18 protein-coding genes are annotated in these 19,504 nt (G+C 65.5%); 2 read left to right on the forward strand and 16 right to left on the reverse strand.

Going from position 1 to position 19,504, the window contains the following annotated elements; all coding sequences use genetic code 11:
* From BN2156_RS19680 to BN2156_RS19690, 3 genes are read right to left on the reverse strand one after another with little or no spacing between them, the layout of a single operon-like run.
* Positions 1–1,548 (reverse strand): carotenoid oxygenase family protein, encoded by a 1,548-nt coding sequence (locus BN2156_RS19680; RefSeq protein WP_090516644.1) that lies wholly within the window; start codon positions 1,546–1,548, stop codon positions 1–3.
* 20 nt (positions 1,549–1,568) lie between these two features.
* The gene (locus tag BN2156_RS19685) at positions 1,569–2,213 is read right to left on the reverse strand and encodes a TetR/AcrR family transcriptional regulator (protein WP_090516645.1); all 645 of its coding nucleotides are present in this window, start codon (positions 2,211–2,213) and stop codon (positions 1,569–1,571) included.
* Positions 2,214–2,226: 13 nt separating this feature from the next.
* The gene (locus BN2156_RS19690; protein ID WP_162490893.1) at positions 2,227–4,383 is read right to left on the reverse strand and encodes an AAA family ATPase; all 2,157 of its coding nucleotides are present in this window, start codon (positions 4,381–4,383) and stop codon (positions 2,227–2,229) included.
* 136 nt (positions 4,384–4,519) lie between these two features.
* Here BN2156_RS19690 and BN2156_RS30580 point away from each other — a divergent pair, with 136 nt between their 5' ends.
* A complete protein-coding gene (locus BN2156_RS30580) occupies positions 4,520–4,702 on the forward strand; it encodes a hypothetical protein (RefSeq protein WP_131725180.1) in 183 nt (60 codons plus the stop codon).
* Positions 4,703–4,731: 29 nt separating this feature from the next.
* Here the strand turns inward: BN2156_RS30580 and BN2156_RS19695 are convergent, their stop codons facing one another.
* Complete coding sequence (locus tag BN2156_RS19695; protein WP_090516647.1) at positions 4,732–5,538, reverse strand: fructosamine kinase family protein; 807 nt, start codon at positions 5,536–5,538, stop codon at positions 4,732–4,734.
* A 36-nt stretch (positions 5,539–5,574) separates the two neighbouring features.
* Complete coding sequence (locus BN2156_RS19700) at positions 5,575–6,840, reverse strand: HNH endonuclease signature motif containing protein (RefSeq protein ID WP_090516648.1); 1,266 nt, start codon at positions 6,838–6,840, stop codon at positions 5,575–5,577.
* 94 nt (positions 6,841–6,934) lie between these two features.
* Between BN2156_RS19700 and BN2156_RS19705 the strand changes: the two genes are divergently transcribed.
* Positions 6,935–7,669, forward strand: coding sequence for a hypothetical protein (locus BN2156_RS19705; protein WP_235625413.1), 735 nt, complete (start codon positions 6,935–6,937; stop codon positions 7,667–7,669).
* Here the strand turns inward: BN2156_RS19705 and BN2156_RS19710 are convergent.
* Genes BN2156_RS19710 through BN2156_RS19760 form a run of 11 tightly spaced genes read right to left on the reverse strand, consistent with a single transcriptional unit; the run spans position 7,620 to position 19,502 of the window.
* A complete protein-coding gene (locus tag BN2156_RS19710; RefSeq protein WP_090516650.1) occupies positions 7,620–8,318 on the reverse strand; it encodes a YoaK family protein in 699 nt (232 codons plus the stop codon). The two genes, BN2156_RS19705 and BN2156_RS19710, sit on opposite strands and share 50 nt — an antisense overlap.
* 16 nt (positions 8,319–8,334) lie before the next feature.
* Complete coding sequence (locus tag BN2156_RS19715; RefSeq protein WP_090516651.1) at positions 8,335–9,216, reverse strand: mammalian cell entry protein; 882 nt, start codon at positions 9,214–9,216, stop codon at positions 8,335–8,337.
* Entirely contained in the window at positions 9,183–9,734 is a 552-nt protein-coding gene (locus tag BN2156_RS19720) for an Rv1363c family protein (RefSeq protein WP_090516652.1), read from the reverse strand. The genes BN2156_RS19715 and BN2156_RS19720 overlap by 34 nt, the downstream gene beginning before the upstream one ends.
* A complete protein-coding gene (locus BN2156_RS19725; RefSeq protein ID WP_090516653.1) occupies positions 9,731–10,705 on the reverse strand; it encodes an RDD family protein in 975 nt (324 codons plus the stop codon). Before BN2156_RS19725 ends, BN2156_RS19720 begins: the two co-directional genes overlap by 4 nt.
* Entirely contained in the window at positions 10,702–11,355 is a 654-nt protein-coding gene (locus tag BN2156_RS19730) for an Rv1363c family protein (RefSeq protein ID WP_090516654.1), read from the reverse strand. Before BN2156_RS19730 ends, BN2156_RS19725 begins: the two co-directional genes overlap by 4 nt.
* Positions 11,325–12,878, reverse strand: a complete 1,554-nt coding sequence (locus BN2156_RS19735; RefSeq protein WP_162839250.1) for an MCE family protein — start codon at positions 12,876–12,878, stop codon at positions 11,325–11,327. The genes BN2156_RS19730 and BN2156_RS19735 overlap by 31 nt, the downstream gene beginning before the upstream one ends.
* 6 nt (positions 12,879–12,884) lie before the next feature.
* Positions 12,885–14,039 (reverse strand): virulence factor Mce family protein, encoded by a 1,155-nt coding sequence (locus BN2156_RS19740; protein WP_090516656.1) that lies wholly within the window; start codon positions 14,037–14,039, stop codon positions 12,885–12,887.
* Positions 14,039–15,673: a virulence factor Mce family protein gene (locus BN2156_RS19745; RefSeq protein ID WP_090516657.1), complete on the reverse strand. Its 1,635-nt coding sequence runs from the start codon at positions 15,671–15,673 to the stop codon at positions 14,039–14,041. Before BN2156_RS19745 ends, BN2156_RS19740 begins: the two co-directional genes overlap by 1 nt.
* Before the next feature lie 21 nt (positions 15,674–15,694).
* Positions 15,695–17,260: an MCE family protein gene (locus BN2156_RS19750; protein ID WP_090517507.1), complete on the reverse strand. Its 1,566-nt coding sequence runs from the start codon at positions 17,258–17,260 to the stop codon at positions 15,695–15,697.
* A complete protein-coding gene (locus tag BN2156_RS19755; RefSeq protein WP_090516658.1) occupies positions 17,257–18,288 on the reverse strand; it encodes an MCE family protein in 1,032 nt (343 codons plus the stop codon). The genes BN2156_RS19750 and BN2156_RS19755 overlap by 4 nt, the downstream gene beginning before the upstream one ends.
* Positions 18,285–19,502: an MCE family protein gene (locus tag BN2156_RS19760; RefSeq protein WP_090516659.1), complete on the reverse strand. Its 1,218-nt coding sequence runs from the start codon at positions 19,500–19,502 to the stop codon at positions 18,285–18,287. The genes BN2156_RS19755 and BN2156_RS19760 overlap by 4 nt, the downstream gene beginning before the upstream one ends.
* Positions 19,503–19,504: the final 2 nt, after the last annotated feature.

The following is a 19,504-nucleotide window of genomic DNA, read 5'->3' on the forward strand; positions in this document are numbered from 1 at the left end:
CTAGAACCTGGCCACCCGTTCAGTGAACGCACCGTGATAGCTCATGGGCAGGTGGAACGGCAGCCAGGCTTCGGCGATCGGTCCGGCGTCGATGCGCGGGGCATCGAACACCATGAGCCGGCTGCGGTGCTGGGTCTCGTCGTAGCCCACCGTCAGCACCCACCCGTCGTCCTCGGCGGTGCTGCCCGGGCGGGGCACGAAGATGGGCTCGACGAGCTTGTGGCCGGTCGGGCAGTAGGTCTGCACGCTGCCGTCGGTGTGGTTGAAGCGGCCGATCCCTTCCCCGCTCCCCTCCCCGTCGCTGGGGGCTGTCACATAGGTGACCGAGTGCGGTTGAGTCGACCGCCGCTGGTCGATCTGCGGGAATTCACAACCCATCTGCGCCAGCGGTTCAGCTATGACGCGGTCATCGGCGGTGATACGAAAGCGGGTGAGGCGCACTGAATCCGGCGCCTTCTCCGGGACGACGTCCGCGTACATCCGGGCCATGTCGGTGCGACTGTCGGAGGCCCAGGCCTGCATGCCGCCGAAGGTTTCGGGGGCGAACCGCGGCAACTCCACCACCACATCGGCGCCGTCCTCGTAGGCGTTGGCGTAGTGCCACATGTAGAAGGGGTCGGTCTCGATCGTGCGGACCTTACCGCCGTCGCGCGGGGCGAGGATGAAGTAGGAGGGTTCGTTCTGCTTGAACTGCATGGCATCCCAATAGCTTTGCCGCCCCAGCAAGGCCCAGGGATTGATCCGAACCGGTGACATCATGAATACGGCGTAGCGCGGGGTCAGTGCCATGTCATGGAGCAACCCCATGCCGGGCAGCGGTACCGCCCGCAGGTACCGGGTTTCGCCGCGGCTGTCGGTCTCGTACAGGCGTAACCGGACCCGGGGAATCGCCTCACCGGCGAGTTCCCGCAGCCGCCTGATCTTCTCATCCCGGTTGGGGGCACTGCGGATGTGTCGTAGGTCCACGCGGGGGAAGTACGGCTCGAATCCGAAGTTGACGCGTGAATCCGTCGTCGCATCGTAGGTGTAGTGCGCCGAGTACGCCCCGACCGGACCCTTGAGCACGCCGTCGAGGCTGCACATTCCGATGGTGTTGAGGGTGTCGAGGTCCATGCCGTGCGGACGGCCACCCTCCCACAGGGCGAGCAGTTGGTCCTGACCGATCATCACATTGGTGTTGGCAGTGTTGGCCGGTAGGCGGAAGGCGTTGGCCCGCATGCCACCTGGGCGCTGGAAGGCGAAGCCGCGTTTCACCATCCGGCCGGCCGCGGTGGTGGTCAGGTAGTGCTCGGTGCGCACGAAGCGGTTCTTGAACCGGACACCGTTGCCGTCGATGGCGAAGGCGACCACCATGCCGTCGGCGTCGAACAGGCTGTCCACGCGTGACGCACCGATGTTCCAGCGGCCCGAGCCGTTGCGGTAGAGCGTGCCGGTCAGTCCCTGCGGGATCGCGCCGGTGATCTCAGTCAGTTGCAAGTCGTATTCGCCGGGGACGTCCTCCCAGTACCGCGAAGGACCGTCGACCTGTGGTGAGGCGGGAGCAGCCATAAAAGACATGGTGTCTTTTATTACGTACCGCTGTCAATAGCCGAGACATCGAATGGACTGAACGGAAGGGCCGAGCCGCCGTCCCAGCACAGCGTGGTCAGGTGTTCGACGAGTTCAGCGCGGGGCATCGACGAATCCCGGAGCCACCATTGCGCGCTGATCATCGCCGACCCGACGATGGCCCGGGCCCACGGAGCCGCGGCCGCGGTATCGGTGCCACCGGCGGCCATCGACGCCGCCAGCATCGCTTCGACCGCGGCGGCGAGCTCATCGAAGATTCCCGGCATCTCATGGCCGCCGGCGGCATGCACACTCAGTGCCCGGTAGAGGTTCGGATCGTCCTGCATCCAGCCGCAGATGACGTCGAAGAACAGTGACATCCGCTGCCGCAGATCAGTCGACCCCGATGCGCGCCTGGTGATCTCACTCAGCAGCCGATGCGCCTGACGCTCGCCGAGCGCCGACAAGATGGCCGCCTTGTTCGGGAACACCGCGTAGACGGCCGAGCGCACGAAGCCGGCCTCCTTGGCCACCTCCGCGATCCCCACATCGGGCCCATGGGTACGGATCGCACGCTCGGCCGCGGCGAGCAGGTCCGAGCGCCGCTGCTCGACATCGACGCCAGGCCCGGCGGGCCTACCGCGCCCACGCCTCGCTGAAGTCACAGGCCAATCGTAGTTAGGCGGCGTCCTTCTTCTCGGCCTTCTTGGCGGGCTTCACCGAGTCGCCGGCCTTCTTCACGTTGTCCTTCACGTCGTTGACCGCCTTCTGCGCACCCTTCTGGATACCTTCCGCGGCAGACTTGATCTGCTTGCGTCCATCCTCGGCGAGCTTGTTCACCCGGTCCTGGGCATCCTTGACGGCCTTGGCCGTCCGCTCACGAGCTTTCTCAGCCGAGACCTTGGCACGCTCCCCGGCGTCCTTGACCGTTTTCTCGACCTCTTGGCGGGCATCGTCGGCCGCGGCGGTGAGCTTCTTGGCTCCGTCGTCGTCCCCAAAAGGTTCGTCCACCACCGATTTCAGATTCACCGTGTCGGTACCCACATTGGTCTGGGTGATGGCCTGCGGCTCGAAGCTCGTCGTCGCATTGCTCTGCGTCCCAGCAGCGTTGAGGGCATCGGTCAGGCTTGAGAGGTCCAGTCCGGGCCCTCCTGTCGTCAGCGTGTTACCCACACCCAGGAGGCCCAGCAGCTGCTGGATCGGGCTCGGCACGGGGTTCTGGTTGATCAAGCCATCGCTGATCGCCTTCTGAATGCCAGTGACGAGGTTGTTCGCCAGGTGCCCGGGAACCTGCCCCCAGTCGACATCCGCCGGCAGCGTGCCGAATGCCGTTGGGATGTCGGCTTCGTCGAGCGTGCGGTCATAGATGCCGGTCTGCTCGTCGTAGTACACGTCGGTGTAGCCGAGGTTCACCAGGCTGGTGAGCACCGGTGTCAGCGCCGTCCCGATCGGGTTGTTGAAGTTCGCCCCGGTCAGCAGGTTGATCACGTCGACCGCCAGATACGTCGGCTCCAGCAGCGGCAGGCTGTTGGCCGGGATCGTGACGTAGATGTTGAGCTTGGGGCCCAGCTGCGGGTCATCACCTGGATCGGCCAGATAGTCGGTGATGTCGGCACCGAGCTGGGACACGATCTGATCGACCAGGACCGTGGTAAGCGTGTCGAGCGACTGGTTGCGCAGGATGTAGGTCGGGAACAGGCCGGCTGCAACGTTGTTCGCCATGGTGAACGGATTGGGCCATGCCGCGAAATCCGAGAGCGGAAGGTATTCGGCCGTCGCGTCGATCTTGATCGGGATCAGGTTGGCGCCACCCGGGGTGAGGCCGAACAATGGGATGTCCTCGACCACGGGGATACCCTCAAGAATGCTGGTCCCGCTGCTCTGCACCTGGGTATCGGGAGTCACCGTGTCGATCCCCAGCAGCCCGAACAACGGATACGCGCGAGCCAGGATGCCGCCGTTCGCCCGTCCGGGGTTGTCGATCAGGATCATCGGCAGGATCGTGTAGCTGCCGAGCAGCGGATTGGTTCCGGTATAGGCCGCCCCGCCAGGCTGATTCGGCAGATCGTCGACCACCTGTTGATACGCCGCACCCGCGGCGAAGGCGCCGAATCCCCATCCCGCGACGATCGGGATCCGCACATCGGCGGCGTTGGTGCTGAGGGGCGGCAGTTCAATGCCGGTGAGGGTCTTGATCGTTGCTTTGAGAGCGTCGAACGCAAGGCCACTCGTGGGTAGACCGACTGCCTCGAAGATCGACTCGAGGCTGATCTCAAGGTATTCGGTGTTGTTGATCTCGTCGGCCACCGAATTCGGGAAGGACGGCACCCACCCGAGGTCAACGCCGAGCAGGCGCAGCAGGGTGAACACCCCGCCGGTCGTGATCACGTTGATCCCGACCGACGAGAGTGGATCCTCGAGGTCGATACCGAGAAGTTCGCTCACGTCGATGGGCAGTCCGCTCAAGGCATTGCCCAGCGCGTCGCCCAACGCGTCGTTGAGTGCGCCATTGATCGCGGCGGACGGATCCAAACCGGCCGCTTGGAGCAGGACTGCCAGGTTGAAGTTCTCGACGAACGCGGTTTCCAGCTGCGCCCCAACAGTCTGGAACTGGTTGTAGACCTGCGTCCCGAAACCACCCGTCAGATCCGGGATCTGATCCGGCGGCGGGAAGATGTGCACTCCGGCTTGCAGCCGGAGGTCGTGCTGAACCGCTGCGGCCTGAGCCGGTGGCGGAGCTACGCCCACCGTAAGCGCGGTGACTGTTGCGGTTGCCGCACCGAGGGTTGCAGCCCTCTTGATACGCCTCCGCTGCTTACGGTGTTTGACTGCCATCTGACCAGTCCTTTCGGCCGCCTTCTCAGGTTGATCTCAGGCAACGTAACACTAATGTGACCTCCATCACTGGATTGCTGAAAAGAATTCACTGTTCGCGGACGCAAACTGTCGCAAACTGTTCACGAGGATGGCCATGACCGCTGCGCTGGGTGTTAATCAATTAACGCTTGCGTCAGGCAAGCCGCAGTTTCATCGCGGCCCGATCATCATGATGTTGCTGCGGTCCGAACGCGTACCACTTGCCGTTGTCAATCAACGACCGATGTGTCAACCGATTCAAATCCGCCCCGAAACCACCTCAACCAGCATCAGATGACCGTGCCGGACTCACACCCATGGGCCGGGCTACTCGATCCGTAGTTTGCTGAACTTTGTCAGGACCCGCCGGGCCGCCGACTCGGTCTGGCCGGCGTAGCTCGCGCCGAAGAGCACGACATGAGCCAGCAGCGGATAGAGCTGATGCAGATCGACCCGGTCTTGCCGGCCTCCACGCAGTGGTCGTACCGACTCATACGCCGCCAACATCTCATCCAGAAACGGAAACCCGAACAACTCCAGCATCGCCAGATCCGTCTCGCGGTGGCCGCCGTGCGCAGCGGGGTCGATCAGGACAGCGCCATCCGCGGTCCACATCACGTTGCCGCTCCACAGATCGCCATGGAGCCGGGCCGGTCCATCGTCGTCGTCGAACGTGCCGGCACGGCACAGTTCTGCCACGGCCACCACGGCGGCCCGCGCCGTCGCATCGAGCCCGGCTGCGGCCAGCTCCGCCATCGGCACCAGCCGCTCATCGGCGTAGAAGGCACCCCAAGAATCGCGGTGGGCCAACGACATTGGCAACGGCTGCGACATCGGTCCGAAGAACCCGTCCCCGTCATAGCCCTCTGGTCCTGCCCCGTAGGCCGGCGCTCCGGCATCGTGGGTATGTGCCAGTTGCTCACCGAAGTCCCGCGCGGCCTGCGCAGTCGGCGCTACCGGGTGCAGTCGCTGCAAGGTCAATGAGGTTGCGTCGTAATCGATTACCGGGACACACGGCACGCCACCCTCGACCACCAGCCAGTTCAGTCCGGCGGCCTCCGCGGCGAAGAATCCCGTCGGCGCCATTACGTTGCGCTTGACATAGACGTCGCCCCGAGTCGCGGCATTGGGCATACTCGTCAGGCTACCGACGGGCGTTTCCCCCCAGTACTACGCGGCTTCCGGTGGTGGTTGGGGTTGGAAGGGTTGGTACCACCACCAGTGTGCGCGTTCGCCGGTCGGTCCGGGACACGGTGGAACGTCGGGCGGGGGTGTGATCGGTGGGCGGGCCAGTGATCCGCCGTGCAACGGTCGCCCCGTGTGGTCGGTGACGCTGAGATGGCCGGCGGGTCCGGTGATGGTGATCAGGCGCCGGTGGTGCAGGCGATGGTGATACGGGCACACCAGCACCAGGTTGTCCAGGTCGGTGGCCCCGCCCTCCTCCCAATGAACGATGTGATGGGCATGCAAACCGCGGGTAGACCCGCAGCCAGGCACCACACAGCACCGGTCACGATGTTCCAGGGCCCGGCGCAACCGACGGCTGATCGCTCGAGTCGTACGCCCAGCGCCGATCGGTTGCCCGTGGCGTTCGAACCACGCCTCGAAGGTGGCATCACACAGCAGGTAGCGTCGCTCATCCTCGGCGAGGACCGGGCCCAGATGTAGTGCGGCGACCGGTTTCTCAACATCGACATGCACCACCACGGTGGTGTGCTGGCCATGCGGGCGATGCGCGGCCTCGGCATCCCAGCCGGTCTCGACCAGGCTCATGAACGCATTCACACTGTCGGGAAACGGCGGCGCCTGTTGTGAGGTGTCACCGTCGCCATCGCTGTCGTCGGTGTCATGATCGCGTTTCCAGTCCGCGACCAGCCCATCGTGATGCGCTTGGCGGGCAGCGTCGAATTTCGCTGCCTCCAGACGCGGCAGGGTGATCCGATAAGTCGTGTACCCGTCGCCCTCGACTCGGGTGAAGGACCGCTGCGGTTCAGGCTTCGGATCAGGTTCCGGGCGCGGCTCGAGCTTGATCGCGGTGCGCAGTTGGGTCACGGTGGCTACCGCGGCCAACTCCGCGTAATGCTCATCGGATCCGTCGGCGGCTTTCTCGGCGATCACACCGACTTGGTCCAGCGAGAGCCGGCCTTCGCGCAGGTCTTGCGTGCAGCGGGGGAATTCCTCAACCCGCCGTGCCACCGCCACCATGGTCTCGGCATTACGCGGGGTGACACCGGTCTTCCAGGCCACCAACGCCTCGATCGAACGAGCACCGGTGGCCCCGCACAACTCGTCACGGTCCAACTCAGCGACGATCTCCACGATGCGGCCATCGATCGCATTGCGCTGGCCGGTCAGCTCCGACAACTCGGCGAACAACACCTCAGTGCGCTGCGCAGGGCTCACCTCCGAATCGAAAGTGGCTGCCGCCGAGGACATGAACCCATCATCGCAAAGGGGTACGACAAATTCTGGACCGGAACGACGACAACCGTGCGCATCCGGCAAGATAGCTGCGGTGGGGATAAGCCTGTTGCCATTCACTCGCCTCTCGGACGCCGACGTCGCGGGTGCGCTCGAAAATGCGGTGGCCGTCATCAACCCGGCACTGGACATCTTCAGCCGGTTCGACCCCCTCGGCCTGAGACGGCGAACCCACCGCGAGCAACCCGCCGAGGGCGCCATAGGCAAATCCCTCGACATCGCGGCCGCATTGCTCAACTTCGCCGAACTGCCGGGTACCAAGGCCTGGACCGAGATGGATCAAGACGGGCATGTGAAGTGGTGGGTACACCGTGCCGGCGCGGTGACCACCATCCTCGTCGCATTCCCGGGCGCATTCGGGGTCATCGCCAATCGGCTGGGTATTCAAGACCTCCTCGGATTCACCAATCAGGCGATCGTGCTGTGCGCCGTGGCCCGGGAAGACGGCGTCACCGAGCACGGCGAGCAAGCCCAACTGCTGGGCGCGGTCCTCTGTGACCGCCGGCTGAGCAGCAGTCCACCTGATGCCCCTGAAACTCCGCCGCAATCATTGCCCATGAGGCTCTGGGAGTTCGCCGGGACCCTGCGTGCCGCGGGTGAGGAACTCACGAAAAGACCACACCCGCAGCAGTTTTACCGCTACCTCGGGATGCTGCCCGGTGTCGGCGCGGTGGCCGCCTACTTCGGCGAGTTCGGTGCCCTGCGACTCGCGGCGCACGAAGGTGAAAGTTGGATCAGCGAGCATTCTCCGCAGGAGCCGGATCTGGAGCCGGCCCGAACTTGAAGATCAGCGCACTGATCGCCACCACCACCGCCGCCAGCCCGATCACCGGCGCGACGGTGAACCGCGACAGCGTCGCGCCCAAGATCGCACCACCGCACATCGTCAACACCACGCCGTAGCGCAACTTCTCGCGGTCGCCGGTGCCACCGGCCAGTCGGCTGTCGAACCCGATGCCGACGATCGTCTGCGTCAGCACCGTGGTGCTCAGCTCCTGGATACCGAACTGGCGCGCCGTCGCGTTCTGGATCCCGAAGGTCATCGCCAGAACGATCAGGATGAACTTGCGGTTGTCCTGATAGTTCAGCACCCCTGTTCCGCACAGGATCGAAAGCACGGTCAACAGAACGACTTCCACGCCCAACGCGGTGGTCAACCAGTTGCGCACGTGACTGTCGAGATGACGGCGGAGCCGTCCGCCCACCACGGTGCCCAGCACGAACCCGATGAACGCCACCAGCGCGCCCGTCACGTCCACTCCGGAGTGCGGTACGAACCAGAACCCCAAAAAGATCACGTTCCCGGTCATGTTCGCGACGAACACATGCCCCAACACCAGCACACTGACCGCGTCGACGATCCCGGTGGCGCACGTCAACAACAAGAGCGCCACAACGGTCGACCGCTGCGTCACCGGTGAGGCGATGGCCATGCCTACATCCTCGCCGCTACAGCTGTGGAGACAGGTCCAGTTGCGTCAATGCCGGCATCTGGGTGATCAACCAATCCCCGTCCGTGCGCTGCAATATCAGCCGATACGACATGTACCGAAGCGACGGGACGTTCTTGGTGACGGGGCTCGTCGACACGGTGTTGGTGTAGACGATCGCGGTGGCCTCGTCGGGGCCGATGGTCTCCACCGCGGTACCCATCACCTCGGTGTTGTTGGTGACCTGGGCCTGCTTGTTCGTGGGCACGATGGAATCGATCAGCTGCCGGTACTGGTTGGCGAAGTCACTCGACAGGTACTTCGCGGCCCGGTCCGGCAGGGTTTCGATGTTGTCCGGGTTGTAGGTCCACAACGTGGTGATGGCATCGGCAGAGGTCTGCGCCACTTGGAGTTTGGTCGCCACCAGTGCGCGGTCGGCCAGGTACGGCTGCAGCATCGCGCCACCGAACGCCCCGGCCACCACGAACACCGCCGCGGCGCCGACCGCGCAGTACGTCAGCCGCTTGCCTGCCTCGCGGTGCGGAACCAGGACCACGTCATCGGCCTGTTCTGCCTCGGCGGCCTCGGCGTCCGCCTCCGGTTCGGCCTCACCTTCGGTTTCGGCCGCAGGTTCGACATCGCCTTCGGGTTCGACATCGCCTGCAGGTTCGACCTCGCCTTCGGGTTCGACATCGCCTTCGGGTTCGGCAGCCACCTTGCGGCCCGCCTTGCCGGTCGGGGTGCGACGTTCCGGAGCGGCAGCCTCCGACTCGGCCGGAGTCTCGACCGATTCCTCAACCACCGCCTCGGCACGGCGTCGCCGCCCGAAAAGCAGTCTGCGGCGCGGCTTGTCGGGCTCGCCGGTGGTCAGATCACCTGAATCAGCTGGCTGATCTTCCACTGCTGTCCTTCCCAAATCGTCGTCGCAATCCAACGGCTGCCGCTTTCGATCACGGACTTCCCGTCAGGGGTTCGGGTGCTGATCTTTGTCGCGACCAGAACGTCGGCACTTCCGTTGTCATTCCACCGCTGGATGCCGGCATCGAGTACCGCCCCCTCGGTGGGTTCGGCCCGAGCCACCTGAACGACGATCTCGTTCTGCTTCTCGGAGAACATCTTTCGGAAATCACCGGTCGCCTGTCCCGCGACGCGGTCCGCATAGTCGTTGGCGTGGAACGGATCCAGCGTCGTGTACATCGTCATAAACTCACGCACGTAGTCCAACGCGCCTGCGCTCTTGATCTCCGCACGACGATCCGACTCGTGCCGCACCAGAATCAGCGTGCTGCCGACGATGGCGGCGGCGATGAGCAGCGCTGAGATCATTCCGACGATCGGCAGTCCCCAACGGATCGGCTCCTTGGGTTCGACCGCGAAATAGTCACGTTCATTCGGCTCGATCCGGCGGCGCGGGCTCACTGTCCGCCCCCGTTCAACACCGGCCGCTTGAGCACCATCAGGTTGTCGACGAGCCAGCGGTCGTCTGACTTCACGAACTCCACCCGCACCGTCGCGGTGATGAACTTCAGTTCCTGAGGGTTGGTGCCACGCTGGCCCTGCAGCGCCACCAGCATGGAGGCGGCGTCTTCGGTCACCCCCGGCAGCACCGCGCTGCTCACGGCCCAGTAGTCGTTGGTGGTCGGCCCGGCCTTACGGACCGCGTCCTGCTGGGCGACCAACTGCTGCCGGTAGTTCTCGGTGGTCAGCGACTGTGCCTTGGTGAAATCCGCATCGACGGAATCGACCCCGTAGCTCAGCAGCTCCTCGACGATCCGCGGACCCTGCTCGGCGATCTGCGTGCGGGCCTGATCCACGGCCCGATCCTCGCGATACACCGCCAGATACCCCAGCCCGCCCGCGATACCGCTCAGCACCGCGAGGGCCAGCAGTACCGCTCCGGCGCGACGGCGGACGTCATGCTCAGGCCGATCGACGCGACGCACCTCGGTGCGGGTGAGCAGATCGGCGAAAGTGCGATTACGTGAATCCCACAACGGCCACAGCCAGCCCAGGAACACCGCCGCGGTGTCCAGCAGGTGCGCCAGGTCGCGCAGCAGCAGGCGCACCAGACCGGCATCGCCGGCCGTGGACACCACCCGGATACCGAACACGGACCGGCCCAGCGTCCAGCCGGTGTAGGCAGGCAGACCGATCCGATTGATCAGCATCGCGACGACCACCAGGGCCGCCGTCACCGTGCACACCCACCAGAACCAGCCGTACAGCGGGGCCGACCAAGCCAGCAGCGCCAGCGTCACGATCAACCCGGCGGGCGCCAACACATCGACGGCGAACGCTCCGGCGCGAGCCGGCCACGACGCCAGCCGGGTCTGGTCCGCCCCGGCGCCCGCAGCGGAGACCGGGTCGGCGTTGTCCAGCACAGCGGTCACGACGTGACCTGGTCGAGCCGAGCAACCTTGTAGGTGCCGTCATCGCCGCGGGCCATCTTCACCCGCAGCCGGTAGCCCTGTTCTTCGTCGGACTTCTCGCTGTTGGTGACCAGCACCCGCACCGCGACCAACAGGTCCATCGATCCGTCGTCGTTGTGCTTCTCCACCGCCGCGCGCAGGTCCGAAACCTTCACCTGCACGTTGGCGGCCTGGTAGGCGTCCAGCAGCATGCCGCTGTAGAGGCCGGCCTGCGCCCCGAAGTCACCGGTCGCGCATTCGATGATCTTGGTCTGGGCCGCGATCATCGCCTGGGTATCGGGCGCCTGCGTCGCGGTCACACAGTCCTTGGCCGCAGCCAAGGCCTCGGCCTCATCGCCGGCGATCCGTTCACTGTCCTGATGCGCACGCAGTGCCAGGTAGCCGCCGACGCCGACGGCCGCCGCAAGGACCAGCAGGCCGGCGAGAATCGCCGCCACCCAGCCGCGCCCCAACCGTGACGGCCGGGACGTGGACGCCTCAGGAGCCTCCTCGGCGTCCGCGGCTGAGATCGGATCAGAGATCTCGGTGACGGCCTCCGCTTGCGGTTCAGGGGTGTGGGGGTCCTGCTGGTCGGCGAGGTTCAGCTGGCTGGCGCCAGCATCTCCTTCCATCCGTCATCTCCTGGTTTATTCGAGTTGGTGACGGAGTACTTCACACCGCCGGGACCGACCACCTCGCCGCTGGACGGGCTATAGGTAGCGGTCGAACCTGCTGCCGGAGTGTAGATGCAGGGGTTCGGCTGCTGTCCACTACAACTCACACTGCCACCCCGCGGCGCGGTCAGCGGATCGCTGCGCATCGCCGTTGATTCCGGTGGTGGAAGCTGACTTGCCGGCAACGGGTTCAACCCATTATTCACCGACGGCGCGGGGATCACCCGGCCCGGATCGACCGGCTGATCGCAGCGCGCGGCCGGGGCCGGGCAGTTGCGGATCTGGTTCGGATCGCCGTACCACGGGTTGGTGCCCAGCGGCTGGTAGGGCTCCTGGCTGCGGCACTCCGCCGGTGATGCGGCTCGCTTACCCGGCACGTCGGCGCACGGATAGTTACGGGCACCGCGCACCGCGTTCGGCGCGTCCTTGGGGATCTTGCAGTACAGGCCCTCCGGCAGCGGCGCCAACGACGTGTCCGCAGGCGAACGCCACTGGGAGGCGGGCAGGAAGCCGGTCAGGCACGGCGGCGGCATGTTGATGCCGAGACCGAAGTGCAGCAGGCCCTTGGGCGCGAAGATCGTCGCGGTCTGGGCGACGGCACCGCCCTGGGGCAACGCCACCAGCACCTGCTCGACGTTCTTGTTGTAGCGCTTGAGCATGTCGATGACGATTTCCAGGTTCGCCAGCGTCTGCGGCAGGGACTCCTGGACATCGCTGAACACCGAGTTCAGCTGATCGGCCGTCGGTGCCGCCTGCTGGATACCGCTGCGTAGTTCCGCGTCGTTCTGAGCGCTCTGCGCCGCCAGCGTGTTCAGGTTCTTGGCCCACCGCGAGATCGCGTCACCCGAGTTCACCTGGCTGTCGATGATCGGCCCGGAGTTTTCGACGATGTCGTTGATCGGATCGAGGTTGTCCTTGAAGTCGCCGGCGATCGCCTGCGTGGAATCGACCAGGCGCTGCAGCGACGGCCCGAGCCCGCCGACGGCCTGAGCCGTCTCGTCGAGCAGGACCGCGATCTTCTCCTTCGGCAACGCCGCCAGACCCTGCTGTGCGGCGTCGAGCGACGGGCCGACCTCGGCCGGCACCGTGCCCTTCTCGATGGTGTCGCCGTCGCGGAAGTACTTTCCGTCACTGCCGCCCTCGGACACCAGGTCGATGAACTGCTCACCGACCGCCGACACCGAGTGCACGTTGGCACTGGAGTCCAGCGGCACCCGGTACCGGTCGTAGATGTTCATCTCGACCCGGGCACCCTGCTCGGTGGGCTCGACGGAGGTGACCTTGCCGATCGTGGTTCCGCGATAGGTGACGTTCGCCGTCGCGTACAAGCCGCCCGAGTTCGGGAGGTTGGCGTTCAGCTTGTACATCCCGACCCCGGCCCAGGTCGGCAGCCGCAGGTAGAACAGCGCCAACACGACCAGCGCTATGGCCGTCAGCGTCGCGAACAAGATGAGCTGCATCTTGATGAAGCGGGTCAGCAACATGTCTCACTCCCCCCTTTCCACAAGCGGGCCACCAGGTGCATCGTGCGGGTTCGGCGTGAACCGGACATCCGGGATCATCGTCGCCGGATCGCGGCCCCATGCCTGCTCCAGCGCGCGGAGCATGCCCGAGAGGCCGGTACCGGACAGGAACGCGTTGTCCACCGAGCTCAACGTCAGGTCGATCGTCAGCGACACGTTGATGTAGTCGCCGCGCACCGCCTTCGGGATGTTCTCGATGTTGAACGGCACCGTGAGGATCAGCTTGAGCGCCTCCACCAGATACGGGGCCGAACGTGCCAGCTGCTTGAGCGGCCGCTGCAGGTTCTGCAGGTTGGTGTGCAGATTCGCGTTGCTGTTCGACAACGTGTCGTCGGCAGCCTTGGACAACCGGCCCAGCGACGTCACCGCATCGGCGAACAAGTCGCGGGTGTCGGCGAAATGCTGGATCAGCGGCGGGAACTCGGTGAGCACCCGGTCCAACGTGTCGTTACGGGCCGCAACGATGTTCAACAGCCGATTGGTCGAATCGATCGCCCGGGTGATGTCGTTGCGCTGCTGGTTGAGTTCATCGGTGAACGTATCGAGCCGGCCCAGGAAGTCGCGGATCTGATCGGCGCGACCGTTGAGGATGTTGAACACCTCGGTCTGGATGGTCTCGATGTTCGGGATGCCACCGCCGGTCAGGATGCCCGAGATACCGGCCAGCGTCCGCTCGATCGTCGGGTACGCCGACGACTGTGCCAACGGGATGGTGTCCCCGCTACGCAGCATCTCCTTGGACGGGTCCTTGTCCGGCGGGTTGAGCTCGACGTGCTGCGAACCCAGCAAGCTGGTCTGGCCGATCTTGGCCAGGGTGTTCTTGGGCAGCTCGATGCCCGGCTCCAGATCGACGGTCAACGTGGGCACCCAGTTGATCAGCTCGATCTTGCGGACCCGGCCCACGAACACGTCGCGCACCCGCACCCGGCTGTTGGCGTTGAGCGCCAACGTCTCCGGCATCTGCACGTACAGCGTGGTGCGGCCGGACTCGGTGCCCGGCCCACCCGGCAGCGGCACGTTGGCCACACCGCGCCACTGCCCACACGAGGTGAGGATCAGCGCGGAGGCCGACAACACCGCGACGCGTCGACCGACGCGACCCCAGTTGCGTGTCTTCATTAGCCCTGTCCTCCGACCTCGGCAGGCAGCGCAGGCCCGGCGGGAGCCGGAGCCGGAGCGGCCGGTGCGGGACCCGACATCGGGTCACCCGGGATCACACCCGGCGCGGGCGCCGGCGGCGGTCCGGGCTGCGGGTACCACGGGGGCGGCAGCGGATTGGTCTCGTCGTACGAGTTCGGCGGTCCGGGCAGGTTGCCACCCGGCGGGACTCCGAACGCCGGCGGGGCCGGCGGGGCCACGATGTCCGGGCCACCCATCAACTCGGACAACGACTCCGGCGTCAGCATCTGCTGAGTGGCCGGCTGCACCTGGACGCCCTGCATACCCGGCGCCACCGTCCAGCCCGGCTCATGGTTGCCGTGCGAGAACAAGGTGTCACGCGACCAGATACCGGGGACGGTGGTGTCCTTGTAGCCCCCTGGCGGCTGCAGGCGCGGCTCCGAGTAGGAGATCTGCTTGGGCAGCGTCATCGCGGTGTTGGCCAGGTTCTGGCCGAACGGCAGGTAGTTGAACTTGATCGCGTCCAGGATCGGCGCCAGGTACTGCGCACACAGCTCGGCCGAATCCTGGTACCCCAACCGGCTGCCCGCCTGAATCGAACTGCAGACGAACTGCAGCGGGTTGGAGAAGTTGGTCAGACCCGGCAGAACCGGCAGACCCACGATGCCACCCTGGTTGGGCGAGACGATGTTCAGCACGTTGGCGGCCAGGTTCGGGTAGGCATGCAGACCCGTCTCCAGACCGTTGCGCGGTTCGGGCTGCAGGATCGCCGTCGTCGCCTCCGACAAGTTGTTGACGTCGTGAGCCAGCACGCCGCCGTTCTTGTCGAGGAACTCGCGGGTGGTCTTGAGGACCCGGTTGAGATCCTGCAGGGCCGTTGCCAATTCCTGATCGGTGTTGGTGAACGAGTTGGTGAACTGCGCCAGATCGTTGTTGAGCGCCACGAACTGCTGATCGCTCTTGTGCAGGGCGTTGACGAACAACGCCAGGCTCTTGACCACCTGGAAGAAATCACCGCGGCCCTGGTTGAGCGTGGTCAGCGCCTCCGACAACCCGTTGAGGGTGCGGTTGAGCTGCTCGCCCTTGCCTTGGAAACCGTCGGCGAAGGAGTCGATGATGTCGCCGAACGGACCCTTGGGCTGTTCGGCGGTCGGGCCCAGATCGTCGAGCAGGCGAGTGATCTGGTTGCGCAGCTCGTCGTACTCGACCGGGATCTGGGTGTTCTCGATCGGGATCACGGCGTTGTTCTGCAACCGCGGCCCACCCGTGTAGGGCGGGGACAGCTGGATGACGCGCGAGGCCACCAGGCTCGGGTTCAGCACGGACGCCGTGACGTTCTCCGGCACCTTGTACTTGTTGTTGACGTGGAAGACGACCTTCATCTTGTCGCCGTCGGTCTCGATGCTGTCGATCGCACCGACCTTGACGCCCATGATGAGGACCTTGTCACCGGGGTACAGCGCGAGCACTTCGGGGAAGTACGCGGTGACCGTGGTGTTGGTCATCTTCTTGTACAGGCTGATGCCGAAGTAACCCAGCACCAGGGCTGCTGCCACCGCCAGCGCAGCGACGATGACAGCTGCCCGGGAAGCCTTGGGCAACTTGATGTTTCGAACGTTGAATACGGTTGACATGTCTCTGTATCTCCCCCTGGCCTATCCCTGCGACCCGGGCGGAAGGAACGGCGGATTACCTGGAAGCGGCGGTGTACCCACCGGCCCCGCATCCGGCCCCGGTCCCGGTGGTGCCGGAGGAGCGTTCACCGGCGCCGGGTGCGGTGCATAACCCGGCAGGGGTCCCGGCGCCACCGGCAACGGGGCGATCGGAACGGTACGGGCTCCCGGCGGACCGGGCGCCAGCTCCACCGGGGCGCCCGGCTGATCCGGCGGCATCTGACCGGGGATGGCCGCACTGGGCACACCCGGCGAATGCGCGATGCCGTCAGGATTCGGTGCCGACGTCGCCAGGTCCGGGGGACCGTACTCCGGGCCACCGAAGGGGCCCTGGGTAGCCGCGGCGCACGGCATCGGGTTGCCCGGCGACGGGATCCCGGCCGCGGTCGGAGTGTACGAGCATGGCGATCCGGGCGGGACGGCAGGTCCCGGATGCTCCGGGGTACCTTCCAGCGGCGTCGGGGCCGGCGGCGGGGCGCCGTTCTCGAAACGCTGGCCGTTGGGATCGGGGAAGCGAGCCGACGGCAGACCGGCGTTACGCCAGAACTCCTCGGGGTCGATGCCGCGCTTCTTGAAGGCGGAGTCGACGAACGGCTGCAGGATCTGCGGCGGGATCAGGTTGACGAGCATCACCTTGAAGTAGGGGCCGGAGGCCAGTGCCTCGGCCAGTGAGGTGATGAACTTGCCCGCCACGGTGAGCGTGTCCGCGAGGTCCTGCTTGCGCTCGACCAGCAGGTCGCTGACCGTACGCAGCTGCTCCAGCACGTGGTTGAGGTTCGGGTTGTCGTTGATCAGGCCCTCGACCTGATGCGACACCGACGACACCCGCTCCAGCAGCATGCTGACGGCCTGGCCGCGCTCGTTCACCGCGGCCAGCAGGGTCTGGGCGTTCACCAGCAGCTGGTTGACCTGAGTGCTGCGATCACCGAGCACCGTGGCGATCTTGTTCGCGTTGGCCAGCAGCTTCTTGACGTCCTCGTCGCGCTTGCCGATGGTCTCGGAGAACTTGGCCACGCCGTCCAGCGCGGCGCTCAGGTGCGGCGAGGTCTGATCGACCGTCTCCGACAACACATTCAGCGAGTCCTTGACCGACTTCGTGTCCCAGCCCGCCGCGTTGCGCGTGACGTCCAGGAACGCGTCATAGATCTGGTACGGCGTCGTCGTCTGTCCCAGCGGCAGCATCCCGCGCGGGGGCAGGGTCTGGCTGCCCCGCGGCTGGATCTCGATGTTCTTGCGACCCAGGATCGTGTCGGTACGGATCGCCGCGCGACTCTCGGTGCCGATCGTCTTCCCACCCAGGGTGTAGCCGATCTCGACCTTGTCGCCGTTGATGTCCATGCTCTTGACCGTGCCGACATCCATACCTGCGATGCGCACCTTGTCGCCCAGGTTCAGGCCACCGGTATCGGAGAACTGGCCGTAGTACGTGGGCACCGCGAACAGCATCGGCACGCTCGTCAGCGTCGAGCCGACGCCGATGACCAGCGCCACCACCACAACGCCCATCAGGCCTTTGCGGAAACGGTCGGAACCTTGCAGTGTCCTCATCGCGGCGTGCACCTACCCGACGGCTGTGAGCTGAGTCTGACGGTTCGGACGGGACCGCCCGGCTGCAACCCGTTGAGCTTCAACGAGAGGTCGCAGGCATAGAAGTTGAAGAAGTCACCGTAGATGCCACCGGCACGGCCGATGATCTTCAACGCCTGGGGGAACTGCACCAGGATGTCGTTGAGCTGCTGCTTCTGGTCGATCAGCGGCTGCTGGATGACCTCGAGTTGACCGATGGTGTCCTTGAGCAGCGGACGGTTGTCCGACAACAGGTCGGCCAGCGAGCCGGCCGCGTTGCTGATGTTGGCCACCGACGATCCGATCGGATCGGCACGGTTCTTCAGCCCGGTGATCAGCGTCTCGAAGTTCTTGAGGGTGTCATCGAACTGCTGCTGATGCGCGACGGTGGTGTCCAGAACGATGTTGAGGTTCCGGATCACCTCGCCGATCGCCTGGTCCCGGTCGGCGATGCTCTGGGTGAGCTGCGCAGTCTGGTCCAGGATGTCGTTGATGGTGCCGCCCTGGCCCTGGAAGATCGTGATGATCGACTTGGAGATGGTGTTGACCTTCTCCGGGCTCAGCGACTGGAACAGCGGGCGGAAGCCGCCGACGAGTGCGTCGAGGTCGAGCGCGGGCTCGGTGCGTTCCAGCGGAATGGTGCTGCCCGGCGCGATCTTCGTGTTGCTCTCCCCGCGCTTGAGCTCGAGGTAGCGGTTACCGATCAGGTCCTGGTAGCGGATCGCAGCCGTGGTCTGGTCGAACAACGGCAACGACTTCTCGACGTTGAACGTGACCTCGGCCTGCTGGCCGCCGTTGATCAGCTTGACGCCCGAGACCTTGCCGACCTCGACACCGGACGCACGGACGAACTGCCCGGTGCGCAGACCGCTGACGTTGTTGAAGATCGCCGAGTACTCGGCCGTCCGGTTGAACCGGATCTGACCGAAGACCACGAAGATGATCGCGGTGAAGGTGAGCAGCACCAGTGAGAAGATGCCGAGCTTGATAAGCGTGCCCTTGATGCTCATGGGTTGATCGTGTTCTCCCCCACTTGGCGGCCCCACACGTACTCGGCCACGAGCGGTTGACCCATCTCGAGGTGGTTGTACGGGGCGATCGATGCACCGGTATCCATCACCAGGTACGGCATGGGCCACAGGTCCTTGGTGACCGGCTGCCAGCAGCCGGGGCGGCCTTCCGGCCCACCCTTGGCGTTGACCCGCGGCAGGTTGTCGGGAAAGACGTACGGGTTGCCGACGCCGACCACCAGCGAGTGGGTCTGCAGCGAGTAACCGTTACCGCCAAGTGCGCCGGCGAGTTTCGGGCCGGCGTCGTGGTAGTTGCGGATCGTGCAGAACAGCGCCGGGCTGTACTTGTCGAGCAGCGCCGAGGTGGGCAGCAGGTCCTGGGCGCCGCGGACCAGGTACGGCCCGCCGCGTTCGAAGATGTCACCGCCGGTGTTGCCGAAGCCGACCGCGGCCACCAGGGCCTGGTCCAGATTGCCCCGCTGGTCATTGAGCGTGCGGGCGGTGGTGACGGCGTTGGTCAGGCCGTCGAACAGGTCCGGGCCCGCGTTCGCATACACCTCGCCGAGGTCGGCCAGTCCGGCGATGTCGCGGCGGATCTCGGGCATCCGCGGGTTCAGGTCGGCCAGGATGTCGTTGCCGTTGACGATGGACTGGCCGAACTTGTCGCCCAGGCCGTCGAGCGCCTGGGCGGTGGCCGTCAGCGTCTGGTTCAGCTTGATCGGGTCGATCTGCTCGGAGATCGCGGTGATCGTCTCGAACAGCGTGTTGAACTCGGTCGTCACGCCCTGCGCGCGGATCGGCGTATCGGGCGTCAGGCGCTTTGCCGACGGATTCTCCGGCGAGAGGAACGAGATGTACTTGTTGCCGAACACCGTGGTGGCCCGCAGTTCAGCGGTCACGTTCTCCGGGATCAGCTTCAGGTACTGCGGCTTGACGTCCAGGGTCAGCTTGGCCTCCGGGTTGTCGTCGACGGTGACGACGTCGATGGAGGCCAACCGGCCGATCGGCACACCGTTGAAGGTGACCTTCGAACCCGGGTCCATCGACAGACCGGCCCGACCGGACAGCACGGTCAGCTGCGTCTTCTTCTCGAAGGTGCCGCGGAACTGCATCCACGTCAGCGCCACGACCACTGCGGTGACGAGCGCGAGCACCAATCCGGCCAGTTTGTATGGCGGGATCTTCGGCTTGTTGAGGGCTGCTTGGGGCGCCATGC

Origin of the sequence: Mycolicibacterium neworleansense (assembly GCF_001245615.1) — a bacterium.
Classification (GTDB): domain Bacteria; phylum Actinomycetota; class Actinomycetes; order Mycobacteriales; family Mycobacteriaceae; genus Mycobacterium; species Mycobacterium neworleansense.